Genomic DNA, 18654 nt, shown 5'->3' on the forward strand with positions numbered 1-18654 from the left:
TTCGACATGGCCGACGCTGACAACCGGGCGTTACGGAACAAGGTGGCGATCATCGGCATGGGCTGCCGCCTGCCCGGCGGGGCCTCGGACCACCGGACGTTCTGGCGCAACCTGATGGCGGGCAAGGACTGCATCACGCCCACCCCGCCCGACCGGTACGACGTCACCACGCTCGGCAGCCGGTTCCGGGAGAAACCCGGGCGCCTGGTGGGCGGTCGCGGTGGATACATCGACGGCTTCGACGAGTTCGACCCCGCCTTCTTCGGTATCAGCCCCCGCGAGGCCGACCACATGGACCCGCAGCAGCGCAAGCTGCTGGAGGTCGCCTGGGAGACCCTGGAGGACGGTGGGCAGCGCCCCGCCGACCTGGCCGGGCGGAACGTCGCCGTCTATGTCGGCGCGTTCACCCTCGACTACAAGATCCTCCAGTTCGCGGACCTGGGCTTCACCTCACTGGCCGCGCACACCGCGACCGGGACCATGATGACGATGGTGTCGAACCGGATCTCGTACTGCTTCGACTTCCGGGGCCCCAGCCTCTCCGTCGACACCGCGTGCAGCTCCTCCCTGGTCGCCGTCCACCTCGCCTGCCGGGCCCTGGACAGCGGCGAGTCCGATCTCGCACTCGCCGGGGGCACCCTGCTGAACCTTGCCCCGCAGTACACCATCGCCGAGACGAAGGGCGGCTTCCTGTCGCCCGGGGGCCGCTCCCGTACGTTCGACGCCGACGCCGACGGCTACGTACGGGCCGAGGGCGTCGGCCTGGTCGCGCTGAAGCGGCTGGAGGACGCCGTACGGGACGGGGACCGCGTCCACGCGGTGATCCTCGGCAGCGGGGTCAACCAGGACGGCCACACCAACGGCATCACCGTGCCCAACCCCGACGCGCAGGTCGCCCTCATCCGCCGGGTCTGCGCCGAGGCCGGGATCACGCCCGGCGAGCTCCAGTACATGGAGGCGCACGGCACCTCCACCCCGGTCGGCGACCCGATCGAGGCGGGAGCCCTGGCCCGCGCCCTCGCCGTCGGCCGCAGGCCGGGCGCCCGCGCGTACGTCGGCTCCGTGAAGACCAACATCGGGCACACCGAGTCCGCCGCCGGGATCGCCGGGCTGATCAAGACCGTCCTGTGCCTCAAGCACCGGCACATCCCGCCCCACATCAACCTGGAACGCCTCAACCCCGCCATCGACCAGGCCACCCTGCCGTACGAGATCCCCACCCGGCCCACCCCCTGGCCCGAACACGACGGGCCCGCCCGGGCGGGCGTCAACTCCTTCGGATTCGGCGGCACCAACGCCCATGTCGTCCTGGAGGAGGCCCCGGCACCCGCCCGGGAAGCCGAGGCTTCCGAGGAACGGGCCTGGAGCATCCTGCCGCTGAGCGCCCGCCACCCGGACGCCCTCCCGGAGCTGGCGGCCGGCATCCGCGGCGAGCTGGCCGGGGAGAACGGCCCGGCCGTGGCCCTGCCCGACCTCGGCCACACCCTCGCCCACCGCCGCCAGCACCTCCCGCACCGGCTCTCCGTCGTCTACTCCTCACGCGCCTCCCTCGACGAGGCACTCGCCGCCCACCAGCGGGGCGAACCCCACCCCCGGGTCGTCCAGGAGCGCAGCCGGGACGCCGAAGCCCGGCGCCTGGTCTGGGTCTTCACCGGCATGGGCCCCCAGTGGTGGGGCATGGGCCGCCAACTCCTGGACAGCGAACCGGTATTTCGCGAGGCCGTCACCCAGTGCGACCGCGCGCTGCGGGAGTTCGCCGACTGGTCCCTGATCGAGGAGCTGTCCGCCGGGGAAGCCACCTCGCGCATGGGCGAGACCTGGCTCGCACAGCCCGCCAACTTCGCGCTCCAGGTCGGTCTCGCGGCCCTCTGGCGGGCGTACGGCGTGCGCCCGGACGCCGTCGTCGGACACAGCACCGGGGAGATCGCCGCCTTCTACGAGGCGGGCGTCTACTCCCTGAGGGACGCGGCCCGGATCGCGGTGCACCGCAGCCGCCTCCAGCAGACCCTGGCGGGCACCGGCACCATGCTGGCGGTGGCGCTCACGGAGGACGAGGCGGAGCGGCGCGTACGCCCCTACCGCGACCGGGTATCGGTCGCCGCCGTCAACAGCCCGACCTCCATCACGCTGGCCGGGGACGCGGACGCGCTCGCCCTGCTGGCCGAGGAGCTGCGGGCCGAGCGGCTGTTCGCCAAGTTCCTCACCGTACAAGTGCCGTACCACAGCGTCGGCATGGAGCGGATCAAGGACCAACTGCTCACCTCACTGGCCCCCTTGGCGCCGCGCCCGGCCAGGCTCCCGCTCTACCTGACCGGGGCCGAGGGCAGGGCCCGGGGGCCCGAACTGGACGCCGCCTACTGGTGGAAGAACGTACGCGACCGGGTACGGTTCCGGGCCGCCGTCGACCGCCTCGCCCACGACGGCCACCAGCTGTTCCTGGAGATCGGCCCGCACCCGGTCCTCGGCCACGCCGTCCGCGAGTGTCTGGAGACCACCGGGGCGCCCGGGCTGACCCTGCCCTCGATCCGCCGCCAGGAGCCCGAGAGCGAACGGTTCGCGCTCTCCCTCGCCTCCCTCCACAACCTGGGCGCCGACATCGCCTGGGACGCCCTCCAGCCCACCGGCCGGCCGGTCACCCTGCCCCGTCACCCCTTCCGCCGCGACCGGCACTGGACCGAACCCCGGGCGGTCGCCCAGGTCCGCCTGGGCCACCTCGACCATCCCCTCCTCGGCCGCCGCACCGACCGGGCGGAACCGGCCTGGCAGGCCCGCCTGGACACCGAATCCCTGCCCTACCTGGCCGACCACCGCATCCAGGACACCGTGGTGTTCCCCGCCGCCGGGTACATCGAGATGGCGACCCAGGCCGCCCTGCGGCTCACCGGCGCCACCACCGCCGTCCTCGCCGGTATCGACCTGCGCAGGGCGCTCTTCCTCCCCGACGGCGAGGACCGGACCGTCGAGGTGTCGCTCTCTCTGGAGGACGCGGCCTTCACCATCGCCTCGCCCGCCACCGGGGACGACGGCGAACCGACCGTCCACGCGAGCGGGATCGTCCGCACTGGGCAGCGCCGCAGGACCGCCGCCCCGCTCGACGCCGCCGCGATCCGCGCCCGTACCGTCCGCCGCCTCGACGGCCCCGCGTGCTACACCGCGCTGGCCGCGCTCGGCTACCACTACGGGCCCGCCTTCCGGGCCATCGAGGAGGCGTGGATCGGCACCGGGGAGGTCCTCGCCCGCATCCGCCCGCCCGGGACCGTCGACGCCTCCGGCCACCACCTCCACCCCGTCCTGCTCGACGCCTGCTTCCAGGCGCTGCTGACCCCTCAGCTCCTCCAGGACCCGGCACCGGGCACCGGGATCAGGCTGCCGCTCTCCCTGGACGAGGTCGCCCTCGAACCCATCGGCGACCGGCCGCTCTGGGTCCACGCCACGGTCCGCACTGCCGACGCCGACACCACGCTCGGGGACATCGCCCTGTACGGGGACGACGGTGCGCCGCTCGGCCGCATCGAGGGGTTCCGGGCCGCCGACGTGGAGAAGGCGGCCACCGCCGTCGCCCGGACCACGATCGACTCCTGGCTCGCCGAGACCGTCTGGACGGAGTGCCCGGAGCCGGGGGAGGAGGACCCGCTCGCGCCCGGCCCCATAGCAGCCCGGGACCACGGCTGGCTGGTCCTCGCCGACACCCAGGGCGTCGCCGACGCCTTCGCCGCGCTCGCCGCCGCCCGGGGCGAACGCTGCCACCTGGTGCGCCGGGGGCAGGCGTACGCCGGAGCGGGACCCGACGGCTCGTTCACCGTGGACCCCGGCTCCACCGCCGACCTCGAGCGCCTCCTCACCGACCTGGACCGGGACGGTGAGCCGTTCCGCGGAGCCGTCCTGCACCTGTGGAACCTCGACCGGCCCTCCCTCGCCGCCTGCGGCCGGCAGGCCGTCCTGGACCACACGGGCCCGGGGGCGTACTCCCTGATCGCCCTCGCCCGGACCCTGCTCGCCCGGGGCGGAGACGGACGGCTGCACATCGTCACCCGGGGCGCCCAGCCCGTCCTGCCCGGCGAGCCCGTCGAACCCCTCGGCGCCCCCGCCTGGGGCGTCGGCCGGGTCCTGCGCCACCAGGAACTCAGCGGCCACCCCGGCAAGCTGATCGACCTCGACCCCGAACGGCGGCCGGGCCCCGAAGGCGCGCGGGCCGAGGCCGAGGCGCTCCTGCGCGAGGCGCTGACCGACGACGAGGAGGAGATCGCCCTGCGCGCGGGAGTCCGCCGCACCAGCCGCCTCCGCCCGGCCGAGGGGCTCACCCGGCCGCTGCCGCTGCGGCTGCGGGCCGACGGGAGCTACCTGGTGACCGGCGCCTTCGGCGCACTCGGCCGGCTGCTGTGCCGCACGCTCGTCCGACGCGGGGCCCGCAGGCTCGTCCTGGTGGGGCGCACGCCGGTGCCCGCCCGGGAGAAGTGGGGCTCCACCGACCCCGCCACCGCCGAGGGCCGGGCCGTCGCCCTCCTCCGCGAGCTGGAGGCGCTCGGCGCCCAGGCCCACTTGGCCCCCCTCGACATCACCGACGAGGACGCCCTGACCGGCTGGCTCGACGCCTACCGGCGCGGCGGCCACCCGCCCGTGCGCGGGGTGTTCCACCTCGCCGGACAGGTCCGCGACACCCTCGTCACCGACCTGGACCGGCCCGCCTTCGACGCCGTCCACGACCCCAAGACCGTCGGCGCCCACCTCCTCCACCGGCATCTGCGGGACGAACCCCTCGAGCACTTCGTCCTCTTCGCCTCGATCGCCTCCCTCCTGACCACCGCGGGACAGACCAACTACGCGGCCGGGAACGCCTTCCTGGACGCGCTCGCCCACCACCGCCGCGCCCAGGGCCTGCCCGCGCTCAGCCTGGACTGGGGCCCCTGGGCCACCGGGATGATCGAGGAACTCGGCCTGGTCGACCACTATCTGCACAGCCGGGGCATGAGCTCCCTGGCCCCCGACGCGGGCATGGCCGTCCTGGAACGCGTCATCGGCCAGGAGCACGCCCAGCTGGTCGTCGCCACCGTCACCGACTGGACCGCCTTCCTGGCCTGGTACCCGTCCCCGCCCCCGCTCGTCACCGACCTGGCAGCGGCCGCCGCCCCGCCCCCGGCCGCACAGGGCAACGGCTTCCTCGACACCTTCCGCACCGCCGACGAGGAGACCCGCCGCACCCTGGTCGCGACGCGTTTCGCCGCGCTCGCCGCCACCGTCCTGCGCACCGGAACGGACCGCATCGACCCCGCCGAGGGCCTCGGCGGGCTCGGCCTGGACTCCCTGCTGGCGATGGAGCTGCGCGCCCGCGTCCACGCCGAACTGGGCGTCGCCCTGCCCGTGGTCGCCCTGCTCAGCGGTACCCCGGCCGGAGAGCTGGCCGCCCAGCTCCACGACGGACTGGCCGAACTCGCCTCGGCCGGGGAGGCGGGCTCCGCCGAGGGGGCCGTCGAACTCCACGACGACCCCGCGCGCTACCCGCTGACCCAGAACCAGAAGGCGCTCTGGTTCCTCAAGCACCTCAACCCCGACGGTTACGCGTACAACATCGGCGGAGCCGTCGAGGTGAACGTCGCCCTCGAACCGGACCTGATGTTCGAGGCCGTCCGCCGCCTCATCGCCCGCCACCCCGCCCTGCGCACCAACTTCCTGCTGGAGGACGGCCGGGCCGTCCAGCGGGTCTCCGAGGACACCGAGCCCGACCTCGCCCTCTTCGACGTCCAGGGCGAGGAGTGGGAGACCATCCACGCCACCATCGTCGCCGAGTACCGCAAGCCCTACGACCTCGCCCACGACCCCCTGGTCCGCTTCCGCCTCTTCAAGCGCGGACACGACCGCTGGATCATCATGAAGGCCGTCCACCACATCGTCTCGGACGCCATCTCCACGTTCACCTTCATCGAGGAACTCTTCCAGGTGTACGAGGCCCTGCGGCAGGGCCGGGAGCCCCAACTGCCGCCCGTGGAAGCCCGCTACCTCGACTTCCTCAACCAGCAGAACACCTTCCTCGCCGGACGCGAGGCCGCCGGGATGCTCGACTACTGGCGCTCCCACCTCCCCGCCGAGGTCCCGCTCCTCGACCTCCCCACCGACAGACCCCGCCCGGCCGTCCAGACCCACAACGGGGCCTCCGAATTCTTCGTGCTCGACGCCGCACTCAGCGCCCGCGTCCACGCCCTGGCCCGCACCCATCACGTCACCCCGTTCATGGTGCTGCTCAGCGCCTACTACCTGCTGCTCCACCGCTACTCCGGGCAGGACCACATCGTCGTCGGCTCCCCGGTGACCGGCCGCACCCGGCAGGACTTCGCCTCCGTCTACGGCTACTTCGTCAACCCGCTCCCGCTCCACGCCGACCTCACCGGCGACCCGAGCGTCGCGGAACTCCTGGAGCAGGTCCGCCGGACCGTCCTCGGCGGCCTGGACAACCAGGAGTACCCGTTCGTCCTCCTCGTCGACGAACTCGGCCTCCAGCACGACCCCAGCCGCTCGGCCGTCTTCCAGGCGATGTTCATCCTCCTCACCCACAAGGTCGCCACCGAGCAGTACGGCTACCGGCTGGAGTACATCGAACTGCCCGAGGAGGAAGGCCAGTTCGACATCACACTCTCCGCGTACGAGGACGAGGCGGAGCACCGCTTCCACTGCGTCCTCAAGTACAACACCGACCTCTTCCTCCCACAGACCATGCGCCGCATGGCCGCCCACTACACGCACCTGCTCGACCACATGACCCGGGCGCCCGGCGAACACCCCGTCTCCCGGCTGGAGATGCTCGAGGAACGCGAGCGCGAACAGCTGGTGGGGGAGTGGAGCCGACCGGCCCTGCCCCCGGCCGCCGCGGACGCGCCGTTCATCCCGGTCCATGAACTGATCGGCCGGGCCGCCACCGCCCACCCCGCGTCCGTCGCCGTGACCGTGCCGCTCCCCGGCGGCGGCGCACGGACACTGACCTACGGGGAGCTGGAGCGCCGGGCCACCGAAACCGCCGCCCGGCTGCGCGCCCTGGGCGTCGGATGCGGCTCGGTGGTCGTCGTCCGCCTGGACAAGTCGCCGGAGCTCATCACCACCCTGCTCGCCGTGCTCAAGGCAGGCGGCGCCTATCTGCCGCTCCGCCCCGACCAGCCCGCCGACCGCGTCGCCCACCTCGTCCGGGCCACCGGAGCGGCCCTGGTCGTCGTCGCCGACGAGGCCGGGCGCGAGGGCACCGCGGCGCTGCCCGTCATCACCCTGACCCTGGACGCCCTGCACGCCACCGAGCCGCACCCGGACGGCCCCCGGCCGGACACGGACCCGGACTCGACGGCGTACGTCATCACCACCTCCGGCTCCACCGGCCGCCCCAAGGCCGTCCGGGTCAGCCACCGCAACCTCGCCTCCGCGTACGGGGCGTGGCGCCACGCGTACCGGCTGGAGACGGACGTCCGGACGCACCTCCAGATGGCCGAGCCGTCGTTCGACGTGTTCACCGGCGACCTGGTCCGGGCGCTCTGCTCGGGCGGCACCCTCGTCCTGGCCGACCGGGATCTGCTCTTCGACACCACCCGCCTGTACCGGACGATGCGTCAGGAACGGGTCGAATGCGCAGAGTTCGTACCCGCCGTCGTGCGCGGGCTGATGGACCACTGCACCCGGGAAGGGCTCCGGCTGGACTTCCTGCGGCTGCTGGTGGTGGGCTCGGATGCCTGGAAGGTGGCAGAGTACCGGCGGCTGGGCGAGCTGTGCGGCCCCGCCACCCGGCTCGTCAACTCCTACGGCCTCACCGAGGCGACCATCGACAGCGCCTACTTCGAAGGCCCCGTCGACGACCTGGAACCGGGCCTGATGGTCCCGATCGGCCGCCCCCTGCCCAACAGCACCCTCCACATCCTCGACACCCACGGCGAACCCGTCCCGCCGGGAGTCCCCGGCGAACTCTGGATCGGCGGCGACGGCGTCGCGCTCGGCTACGCCGGAGACCCCGGGCAGACGGCGGACCGCTTCGTCACCCGTACGCTCGGCAGAGGACCGGACGCCCGGCCCGAACGGCTGTACCGCACCGGCGACTTCGCCCGCTGGGACGCCCACGGCCGGGTCCACCTGCTGGGCCGCGCCGACGGCCAGGTCAAACTGCGCGGCCACCGCATCGAGCTCGGCGAGATCGAGGCCCGGCTCGCCCAGTGGCCCCCGCTCGCCCGCGCCGTCGTCACCGTCACCGAGGGCGCCGGGGGAGAGGCCGCGCTCTGCGCCTACTGCGTACCGGCACCCGGCGCCGCGCTCGACCGGCGGGCCCTGCGCCGCCATCTGGCCGCCGCGCTGCCCTCGTACATGATCCCCTCGTACGTCGTCGAACTGCCCGCCCTGCCGCTCACCGCCAACGGCAAGGTCGACACCGCCGCCCTCCCCGCACCCCGGGCCGAGACCGGCGAACGCCCCCACGAGGAGCCGGTGACGCTCTACGAGATCAGCGTGGCCCGGCACTGGAAAACGCTGCTCGGCCTCGAACAGGTCGGCCTGGCGGACGACTTCTTCGAGATCGGCGGCTCCTCCATCAAGCTCATCGAGCTCCTCCACCACCTGCGGACCGAGTTCGGCGTCAGCGTTCCCGTCAGCCGCCTCTACCAGGTCACCACCCTCCATGGCATGGCCGCCACCGTGGCGGACGTCCTGCACAGCACCGGCACCGACGAACTGCCCTACCTGACCTTCAACTCCGGCCAGACCCCGCCCCTCTTCTGCTTCCCGCCCGCGGGCGGTCACGGGCTCGTCTACCGGGGCCTCGCCGCCCAGCTCCCGGAGTACACCGTCATCGGCTTCAACTACCTGCCGGGCGACGACAAGGTGACCCGGTACGCCGACCTCGTCGAGGCCGCCCGGCCCGAAGGGGCATGCCTGCTCCTCGGCTACTCCCTCGGCGGCAACCTCGCCTTCGAGACGGCGAAGGAGCTGGAGCGGCGCGGACGGCGGGTGGGCCACATCGTCGTCCTCGACTCCCGCCGCATCATGGAGCGTTACGAGCCCGGGGACGAGGGAATCCGCGCCTTCGAGGCCGAACTCGCCGACCACCTGCGCAAACACACCGGGTCCGAGGCCGTCACCCGCGAAACCCTCGCCCACGCCGCCGAGTACCTCACCTTCTGCGGCCGCACCCCCAACACCGGAACGGTCGCCGCACCGGTCACGGTCATCACCGACGAGGAGAAGACCGCCCTGTACGCCGTCGGCGAGCACGGCGCCTGGCACGGCGCCTCCACCGGCACCACCGTCGTCCTGCGCGGCTCCGGAATCCACGCCGACATGCTCGACCCCAAGCATCTGGCCCGCAACGCTGCCCTGGTCCGCACCGCGCTGACAGGAGGCACGGCCCATGGCGGCTGACACCACCCTCCAGAAGGACACGGCCGACGACTGGGGCAGCCGCGAGCGCACCCCCGGCACCCCGCCCCGCGTCATCGTCATCGGCGCGGGCGTGGCCGGCCTCTCCACCGGCTGCTACGCGCAGATGAGCGGAGCCAGGACCCGCGTCTTCGAGAAGCACGTGCTGCCCGGCGGCTGCTGCACCGCCTGGTCCCGCGACGGCTACCTCTTCGACTACTGCATCGAATGGCTCATCGGCACCGCGCCCGGCAACAACGCCCACCAGGTCTGGCGCGAACTGGGCGCGCTCGACGGCAAGACCGTCACCAACTTCGAGCTGTTCAACAAGGTCGAGGACGAGAGCGGCCGTTCGGTCACCTTCTACAACGACCCCGACCGGCTGGAGGCGCACCTGCTGGCCCTCTCACCCGCCGACGCCCCCCTGATCCGGGCCTTCACCCGCGATCTGCGGCGGTTCATCGCCATCGAGCTGTACCCGTTCCTGACCGCGCCCGCCCTGCGGACCGTACGGGAACGGGCGGCGACCCTGCGCACGGTGCTGCCGGCCTTCCGGCTGTTCTGGCGGACGGCCGCCACCCCGATGGCGGCCTTCGCCGACAGGTTCCAGGACCCGCTGCTGCGCCGGGCCTTCCGCAACATCTTCTTCCAGGACCCGGAGGGCTTCCCGCTCCTGCCCTACCTCTTCAACATGGCGGCGGCCCACCACCTCAACGCCGGTTTCCCGCAAGGCGGTTCGCTCGGTCTCTCGCGCTCGATCGAGGACCGCTACCTCGGCCTGGGCGGGACCGTCACCTACCGGGCCCGCACCGAGCAGATCCTGGTGGAGAACGACCGCGCGATCGGTATCGAACTCCGCAACGGCAGAAGGTACTTCGCCGAGCACATCGTCTCCGCCTGCGACGGCCGCACCACCGTGTACGGGCTGCTCGGCGGCCGGTACACCGGACCCCGGATCGACAAGCTCTACACCGACCTCCTCCAGCGCCCCGGCACCCTCTTCCCGGCCGTCGTCTCCGCCTTCGTCGGCCTGCGCGGCGACTTCGACCCGGCGGAAGCCCACAGCACCACCCACCTCCTGACCGACGAGGACGGGAAACGGCTCCCCGGCGCCCTCCAGAACAGCCTGGTCGTCCAGGACCGCTCCCGCTACTCCGAGGGCTTCGCACCCCCGGGCCGCTCCGTCCTGCACTGCACCTACTTCAGCGACTACGCCTCCTGGAAGGAGCTGCGCACCAGGAACCGCAAGGAGTACCGGGCGCGCAAGCAGGAGGTCGCCGACTTCGTCCGCACCTTCCTGGAACGCCGGTTCCCGGGCATCACCGACCGCATCGACCTCGTCGACGTGGCCACGCCCGCCACCACGCACCGCTACACCGGCAACCACAACGGCTCCATCCTCGCCTGGAAGGCGTTCTCCGACGCCGACGACATCTCCGCCCGACTGGTCGGCAAGGACCGGATGCGGCTGCCAGGACTGAGCGGCTTCTCCATGGCCGGGCAGTGGGCCGGCATGGGGGGACTGATCCGCGCCGCCTCCACCGGCCGCTTCGCGACCCAGTACCTCTGCCGTGAACTCGGCCTGGAATTCCGGGCGTGGGAGAGCCCGGGCAGCGATCCCTGGCACCCCGGAAAGCTGGGCGAGCTGCCCCGGCTCGACCGGTGGTCGGCACGGGAGGACACCCGTTGATGAACGGCAGGACCCGTAACGCCCCCCGCGGGCCCAGGGAATCGATGATCATCATCGGCGCCGGTCTCGGCGGCCTCTCCACCGGCTGCTACGCGCGGATGAACGGCTACCGCACCCACATCCTGGAGATGCACGAACTGCCCGGCGGCTGCTGCACCGCCTGGGACCGCGGCGGCTTCACCCTGGACGCCTGCGTCAGCTGGCTCCTCGGCAGCGGCCCCGGCAACGAGATGCACCAGATCTGGCTGGAGCTGGGCGCGTTGCAGGGCAAGGAGATCCGCCACTTCGACGTGTTCAACATCGTGCGCGGACAGGACGGGCGGGCCGTCCACTTCTACTCCGACCCGGACCGGCTGGAGGCCCACCTCATCGGGATCTCGCCCGCCGACGCCCGTACCGTACGCAGGTTCTGCGCCCAACTCCGCAGCTTCCGCAGGGCCCTTGCCGTCTACCCCTTCCTCAAGCCCGTGGGTCTGATGGGCCGGGTGGAGCGCTGGCGGATGCTCGCCTCGTTCCTCCCGTACGTCAACGCCGTACGCACCACGATCACGGTCCTGATGACCGAGTACTCCGCGAAGTTCAAGGACCCGCTCCTGCGGGAGGCGTTCAACTTCATCCTGTACGAGAAGCACCCCAACTTCCCCGTCCTCCCCTTCCACTTCCAGCTCGCCTCGCACGCCAACCTCTCCGCGGGCGTCCCCGAGGGCGGCTCCCTCGGCCTCGCCCGGTCGATCGAGGCCCGCTACCGCAGGCTCGGCGGAGAGGTCTCGTACAACACGAAGGTCGAGACGGTGATCGTCGAGGACGACCACGCGGTGGGCGTCCGGCTCAGCGACGGACGGGAACTGCGCGCCGACATCGTCGTGTCGGCCTGCGACGGTTACACCACGGCCATGAAGTTCCTCGGGGGGAAATACCTCGGCGAGGAGTACCGCAAGCTCTACACCGAGACCATCCACGAACCCGGCATGGTCTTCCCCGGCTACTTCACCCTCTTCCTCGGCCTCTCCCGCCCCTTCCCCGAAGGGGACCCCTGCACGACGTACCTGCTCGACGACGCGACGGCCGCCGAGCTCACCGGCATCCGCCACGCCAGCGTCAACGTCCAGTTCCGCAGCCGCCATTACCCCGAACTCTCCCCGGACGGCACCACCGTCGTCTACGCCACCTACTTCTGCGACATCGCCCCCTGGCGGGCCCTGGACGAAGGCCCCGAACAGATCACCCGCACCCGGGGCGGCCAGGAGCTGCACACCCTGCCCGTCCGGCACGGGCGCGGCTACTACGCGGCCAAACGGCGGGCCCGCGAGGCGCTTGTCGGCTTCCTGGAGCAGCGCTTCCCGGGCCTGCGCGACGCCATCGTCGTACGGGACGTCTCCAGCCCCCTCACCCAGGTCCGCTACACCGGCAACCACGACGGTACGGTGCTGGGCTGGCAGCCGTTCGTGGAGAGCGGCGAGACCCTCGAAGAGCTGGTCAAGAAGCACGGCCCCGGGCTGCCCGGTCTCGCCGACTTCTACCAGTCCGGTGTCTGGGCCACCACCGGCGGGCTGATCCGGGCCGCCGCCGCCGGACGCCACGTCATGCAGTTCATCTGCCGTGACGACGGCAGGGAGTTCACCGCGTCGGTCGACCGCACCGCGCCCCCGCCGACCCACCGCGTCATCCCCGTACCGGCCGGGCGCGGGGCCACCCCCGCAACGACGACAGGGAAGAGTTCATGAAGATCGAGAAGTGGGTGGTCCGCGAGCATGTCGAGGGCGTGCCCGACGTGGACCGCGTCTACGAGAAGGTCGTCGAGAACGTCGATGTGGCCCTGGCCCCCGACGAGATGCTCCTGCGCACGCTGTACGTCTCCGTCGACCCCTACCTCCAGGGCATCGCCCTCGACACCCCGATCGGCTCCCACATGGGCGCCGACTCGATCATGGAAGTGGTGGCGGCGGGACCGCACGCCGCCCACCGCGTCGGCGACCTCGTGCAGGGCTTCGGCGGCTGGCGCTCCCATGTCGTCTCCACCGGAGCCGCCGAACTCTGGCAGACCGGCACCTTCCCCATGGTCTTCCCGGCCTACCGCAGGCTCGACCCCGACTGGTACGACGACGTGCTGCCGCTGCCGACCGCGCTGAGCGTGATGGGCGGCCCCGGGATGACCGCCTGGGGCACCCTCGCCAAGTACATGACGGTCACCCCCGGGGACACCTTCGTCATCAGCGGCGCCTCCGGCGCGGTCGGCGCGCTCGTCGGCCAGCTCGCCGCGCTCGCGGGCGCCCGGGTCATCGGGACCACCTCCTCCCCGCAGAAGGCGGAGTACCTCCTCGGCCTCGGCTTCGACACGGTCCTCGTCTACCGGCACACCGACAGCGCGGGCACCGTGCGCGAGGCGCTGAGCCGGGCAGCCCCCGACGGCGTCGACCGCTACTTCGACAACCTCGGCGGCACCGTCACCGACGTGGTGTTCTCCATGCTCAACGTCGACAGCCAGGTGGCGGTGTGCTGGCAGTGGGCGACCCAGGTCGGCAACGAGGACACCGGCCCGCGGCTGCTGCCCTACCTGATGTTCCCGCGCGCCACGGTCCGGGGGATCTTCTCGCTGGAGTGGTTCACCGAACAGAACTGGAAGGACCTCCACGCCGACCTCGGCAGCCGGGTCCGGCGCGGCGAGGTCGTCTGCGACCACACCCTCCACCACGGCTTCGACGCCATCCCCGCCGCATACGGAAGCCTCTACCGCGACCGGGCGGAGAACCGGGGCAAGGTGCTGGTCGCGCTGTGAGGGCGGCGGCCCCTCTCCTCCGTACGCACCCCTCACCCCGGGAGACACGATGACCACCACCGAACCCGCGCCCCTGGTCCCCCTGCACCGGCTGCACTTCGACGAACCGGGCCCGCCCCGCCCCGGGGAGCTGCCCGGTGGTGCCCCCGCCTGGCTGGTCAGCCGGTACGCCGACGTCCGCCAGGTGCTCTCCGACCCCCGGTTCGGCAGGGCCCAGCTGTACGCCGACGACGCACCCGCCCTCTCCGACGTACCGGACCTCGTGAACAACCCCGACCTGATGTTCAACCAGGACGGCCCCGGCCATCTGCGGCTGCGCCGGACCCTGCGCCGCGCCTTCACCCCGAGGGCCGTCGCCCGCTGGCAGCCGTGGATCGCCGCGATCGTGGAAGAGCTCCTGGACCGGCTGGCGGAACGGCCCCGGCCCGTGGACGTGGTCGAGGAGTTCACCCTCCCCCTCCCCGTGGCGGTGATCAGCCGGCTGATGGGGCTGGACGGGTCCGCCCGCGACCGGATGCGCCACTGGAGCGAGCACGCCTTCTCCGACGGCTCCCATGCGGGGGAGGAGGTGGCGGCCGTACTGGAGGAGTTCGGCGCGTTCGGGGCGGAGCTCCTCGCGGAGCGGCGGCGCGCCCCCGGCGACGACCTGATCAGCGGTCTGGTGCGCGGAGCCGACGAGGAGGGCGGGCTCCCCGAGGCGCAGTTGGTGAGCCTGGTGTGCGGGCTCGTCGTCGGCGGCCACGACAGCACGATGACCATGCTGGGCAACGCGCTGCTCTACCTCCTCGGCGAACGCCCGGAGAGCTGGCCCCGCATCGGCGCCGACGAGGAGGCGGCCGGCCGGGTGGCGGACCGGCTCATCCACCTCGTCCCGCTGGGCGACGACCGGGGAACGACCCGCCGCGCCTCCGTGGCCGTCGAGGTCGGCGGGGTGACGATCCCGGCCGGTGCGGTCGTGCTGGCAGACTGCGGCGCCGCCAACCGGGACCCGGACGTCTTCCCCCGCCGTACGCTCGACGACCTGTTCGCCCCGCTGGAGGCCCCCACCCTCTCCCTCGGGGCGGGCGCCCACTACTGCCTGGGCGCCTGGCTGGCCCGTACGGAACTCCAGGTCGCCCTGCACCGCCTGGCCGCCCGCTTCCCCGGCCTGCGCCTGGCGGAGCCGGTGGAGCGGGTCACCTGGCGGACCGGGACGACGTCCCGCAGCCCGCGGAGGCTGGAGGTGAGCTGGTAGCCCCTTTACGGGACTCGGCCGACGGCTCCGTTACGGGACCGGCGTCAGCGGACCTGCTCGAAGCTCGGCCCGTAGGTGCCGGCCTTCACGCGCAGCGTCTCGTAGCCGCCGTCGCCCTTGTTGCCGTACTTGCTCCAGTACTGGCAGGTCAGACCGGAGTCGCCGTCGAGGTCGACGGCCTTGGCGGCGGGGAACTCCTCGCAGGCCAGCTTGGTGGCGTCGGAGCGGCTGCCGTACTGCTCGAACAGCTGGTTGTAGACGACCTTCGCGACCACCAGGCCCTTGAGGGGCTTGGCGTTGTAGAAGGTCATGAAGCCGCCCTCCTTGTACGAGTCGCTGATCTTGACCTCGTAAGGAACGACGGCACCTTCGTAGGTGACGTTGCAGGTGCTGACGGCACCGGCCTTCTGCGTCACGCCGCCGGGGCACTCGGCGCTGGTCTTGCCGGGCACCTTGATCCGGCCGAGCAGCTGCTCCTGGAGCCGGTGCTCCACCTGCTCCGTGAAGGGGGCGCCGCTCTCCGGCTTGGGCAGGACCTTGAGCTGTCCGTCGGTGGAACGGTCCAGCACGTCCTTCTGCGGGCCGTCCACGACGACGGGCAGCGTCGGCTCCTGCGGGGCGGCGGTCGTCTCCTGGACGGCGTCGGGCTTGGAGTCGGCGGTGGGCTTGGACTCGGCGGCGGGGGCGGAGATCGGAGCGGCGGAATCGCCGGAGCCGCAGCCGACCGCGAGGATGCCGACGGCGGCCAGTCCGATGAGCTTCTTGGTGTAGTGCATAAGCGCAGCCTAAAAGTCGCCGCGGAGTGCTCCGGGGCTCATCGGAGCGGGCGGGGAGGGCTCGGAGGCGTACAGAAAGAGGACAATACGGAGGGAACCATGCCGCTTCGCTCCGCCTCACCCCCCTCAGGGGCATCTGACGGTGGCCCAGACGAGAAGGGGTCGTAGCGCGACTGTGACGCCGGACGGTGCCGTTCCGGCTCCCCGCCCCGGTCCTTCGCCCGCTCGGCCGTGCTGCCGCCGAGCAGGCGGAGCGCGGCTTCGGAGGGGGTCCGGGGCTCGGCGCTGTAGGCGATGACGCGTCGGCCGGAGCCGCCGGGGATGAGGAGGTTCTCGAAGGAGAGCTCCATCGCGCCCACGCGCGGATGCCGGAAGTGCTTGACGCCCGAGGTGCAGGTGCTGACAGGGTGCCGGGCCCACAGCGAGGCGAACTCCCGGCTCTGGATGACCAGCTGCCCGACGAGTTCGGCGAGCCGGCGGTCGTGGGGGTGGCGTCCGGCGGTCAGACGGAGGGAGGCGACGGCACGCCGCGCCTCCTCGCTCCAGTCCGCGTAGAGCGTGCGGAAGCGGTCGTCCAGGAAGAGCAGACGGGTCAGATTGGGCCTGACGTCCGGCCGGTCGGGGCCGTGCCGGTCCAGATGCCCGGCGAGGAGCGCGTGGCCCAGCCGGTTCCAGGCCAGGACGTCGTTGCGGCGGTCCAGGACGAGGGCCGGGACCTCCGTCATCGCGGCCAGCAGCTGTCTGACCGACCGGTCGGCGTACTCGGGGCGCTCCGCGGGCGGCTGCCGGACCGGACCGGGCCTGGCCAGGTCCTTGAGGTGGGCGGTCTCGTCGTCGGTGAGCCGCAGCGCGCGGGCGATGGCGTCCAGGACGGAGTCGGAGGCGCTGGATGCCCGGCCCTGTTCGAGCCGCGTGTAGTAGGTCACGCTGACCCCGGCGAGCAGGGCCAGCTCCTCGCGGCGCAGACCGGTGACACGGCGGCGCGGTGAGTGGGCCGTGAGGCCGGCGTCCTGGGGGCGCACCTCACCGCGACGGTTACGGAGGAAGTCACCGAGCTCGGACGTGGTCCCCATCATGGCTCCCCGGATCGACGGCTGCGCCCTCCATGATGGCCCCCTCACCGGGCGGACGGGCTCCGCGAGAGGGGCCCTGCGAGTACCACCCTCCGCGGTGCTGGTGCCGGGCGGGCGATGGCTACGCCCGCCGCTCCGGACGAGGCTCTCTTCCGTCACAACGCGTGCACGAGAGAGGGACTTCACCCATGACGGCCACCGACACCGCACAGACCGCCCCCGGCGGGGACGCTCCTGGTGGGGCCACCCCCGGCGGAGACGCCTCTGGCGGGACCACCTCTGGCGGGACCACCTCCGGCGGGGACGCCCCGCCCGCCCGTCTGACGCCGCGCCTGAAACTGGTGCTGGTGATCCTGCTGGCGGCGCAGTTCATGCTCGCCGTGGACTTCTCCATCCTCAACGTGGCCCTGCCGGTCATCGGTGAGGGGCTCGGCTTCGACCTGGCGAACCTCCAGTGGATCGCGACGTCCTTCGCGCTGTGCGCGGCGGGCTTCACGCTGCTGTTCGGCCGCATCGCCGACCTCTTCGGCCGCCGCCGCCTCTTCCTGGGCGGCCTGGTCGTCCTGGGCGCCGCCTCCCTGCTGGGCGGAGTGGCGACCTCTCCCGAACTCCTCATCGTGGCCCGGGTGTTCCAGGGTCTCGCGACGGCCGCCGTCACCCCGGCGGGCCTCTCCCTGCTGACGACGTCGTTCCCCGAGGGCCCGCTCCGGGAGAAGGCCCTCGGCCTGAACGGGGCGCTGATGTCGGCGGGGTTCACCACCGGCGCCGTCCTGGGCGGAGTGCTCACCGACCTGCTCTCCTGGCGCTGGGCCTTCTTCATCAACGTACCCGTCGCGCTGCTCGTGCTCGTGGCGGCGGTCGTGGTGATCAAGGAGTCGCGGCCCGACGAGCGCCCGAAGCCGGACCTGCCGGGCGCGGTGAGCGTGACCCTGGGCCTGCTGGCCGTCGTCTTCGGCCTCACCCAGGCCGGTGAGCACGGCTGGGGCTCGCCGACGGCCCTGATCTCCCTCGCCGCGGGCGTACTGCTGCTGCTCGTCTTCTACGCCGTCGAGCGCAGGGCCGAGGCCCCGCTCGTACCGCTCGGGGTGCTGGGACGGCGGACGGTGGCCTGGGGCAACATCGCCGGTCTGATCGCCTTCCTGACCGAGACGTCACTCGTCTTCCTCATGACGCTCTACCTTCAGAAGGTCCTGGGCTTCTCCCCGCTGGCCGCGGGGCTGTCCTTCGGCGTCCTCGGCATCGGCACCGTCGTCGGCGGCACCCTCGCACCCCGGGTGATCGGGAGGATCGGCACCCGCTCCACGCTGATCGTCGGCGGCACCGTACAGACCGTGGCGACGGCCGCGCTGATCGGACTGGGCGACGACCGCTCCTGGATGTGGCTGCTGCTCACGGGAACGTTCGTGGGCGGTGTCGGCAACATGCTGGTCATCGTCGGCTTCATGGTCACCGCGACCACGGGGCTCCCGGACCGGGAGCAGGGCCTCGCCACCGGCCTCGCGACGATGACGCAGCAGATCGGCATCACGATGGGTACGCCGGTCATGAGCGCCGTCGCCACGGCGGCGGTCACCGGAGCCGGTGCGGCGGGCATCCTGGGCGGGCTGAAGGTGGCCATCGCGGTGAACGCGGCCATCGTCCTGGCGGGCACCCTCGCCGCCGCGCTGTTCCTCCGCAGGGCCGCGCCCGCTTCGAGGTGACGGCCCGGGCTCTCCTCCCGGCCTGGCCCCGCC

Annotated in this window: 8 protein-coding genes; 6 read left to right on the top strand and 2 right to left on the bottom strand. The window is 72.5% G+C overall.

Going from position 1 to position 18654, the window contains the following annotated elements:
* Window positions 1-6: 6 nt before the first annotated feature.
* From B7C62_33255 to B7C62_33275, 5 genes are read left to right on the top strand one after another with little or no spacing between them, the layout of a single operon-like run.
* Window positions 7-9375, top strand: a complete 9369-nt coding sequence (locus B7C62_33255; GenBank protein ID ARF76611.1) for a non-ribosomal peptide synthetase — start codon at window positions 7-9, stop codon at window positions 9373-9375.
* A complete protein-coding gene (locus B7C62_33260; GenBank protein ARF76612.1) occupies window positions 9365-11062 on the top strand; it encodes an FAD-dependent oxidoreductase in 1698 nt (565 codons plus the stop codon). Before B7C62_33255 ends, B7C62_33260 begins: the two co-directional genes overlap by 11 nt.
* Window positions 11062-12786: a phytoene dehydrogenase gene (locus B7C62_33265; protein ARF76613.1), complete on the top strand. Its 1725-nt coding sequence runs from the start codon at window positions 11062-11064 to the stop codon at window positions 12784-12786. Before B7C62_33260 ends, B7C62_33265 begins: the two co-directional genes overlap by 1 nt.
* The gene (locus B7C62_33270) at window positions 12783-13838 is read left to right on the top strand and encodes an NADP-dependent oxidoreductase (GenBank protein ID ARF76614.1); all 1056 of its coding nucleotides are present in this window, start codon (window positions 12783-12785) and stop codon (window positions 13836-13838) included. The genes B7C62_33265 and B7C62_33270 overlap by 4 nt, the downstream gene beginning before the upstream one ends.
* Before the next feature lie 49 nt (window positions 13839-13887).
* On the top strand, window positions 13888-15072 hold the full coding sequence (locus B7C62_33275; protein ID ARF76615.1) for a cytochrome: 1185 nt from the start codon (window positions 13888-13890) through the stop codon (window positions 15070-15072).
* A gap of 44 nt (window positions 15073-15116) precedes the next feature.
* Here B7C62_33275 and B7C62_33280 read toward each other — a convergent pair whose 3' ends face one another.
* Window positions 15117-15848 (bottom strand): hypothetical protein, encoded by a 732-nt coding sequence (locus tag B7C62_33280; GenBank protein ID ARF76616.1) that lies wholly within the window; start codon window positions 15846-15848, stop codon window positions 15117-15119.
* A gap of 38 nt (window positions 15849-15886) precedes the next feature.
* Window positions 15887-16921, bottom strand: coding sequence for a transcriptional regulator (locus B7C62_33285; protein ID ARF77493.1), 1035 nt, complete (start codon window positions 16919-16921; stop codon window positions 15887-15889).
* A gap of 188 nt (window positions 16922-17109) precedes the next feature.
* Here B7C62_33285 and B7C62_33290 point away from each other — a divergent pair, with 188 nt between their 5' ends.
* Entirely contained in the window at window positions 17110-18621 is a 1512-nt protein-coding gene (locus B7C62_33290; GenBank protein ARF76617.1) for an MFS transporter, read from the top strand.
* Window positions 18622-18654: the final 33 nt, after the last annotated feature.

It is taken from the genome of Kitasatospora albolonga, from assembly GCA_002082585.1.
GTDB lineage: Bacteria > Actinomycetota > Actinomycetes > Streptomycetales > Streptomycetaceae > Streptomyces > Streptomyces stephensoniae.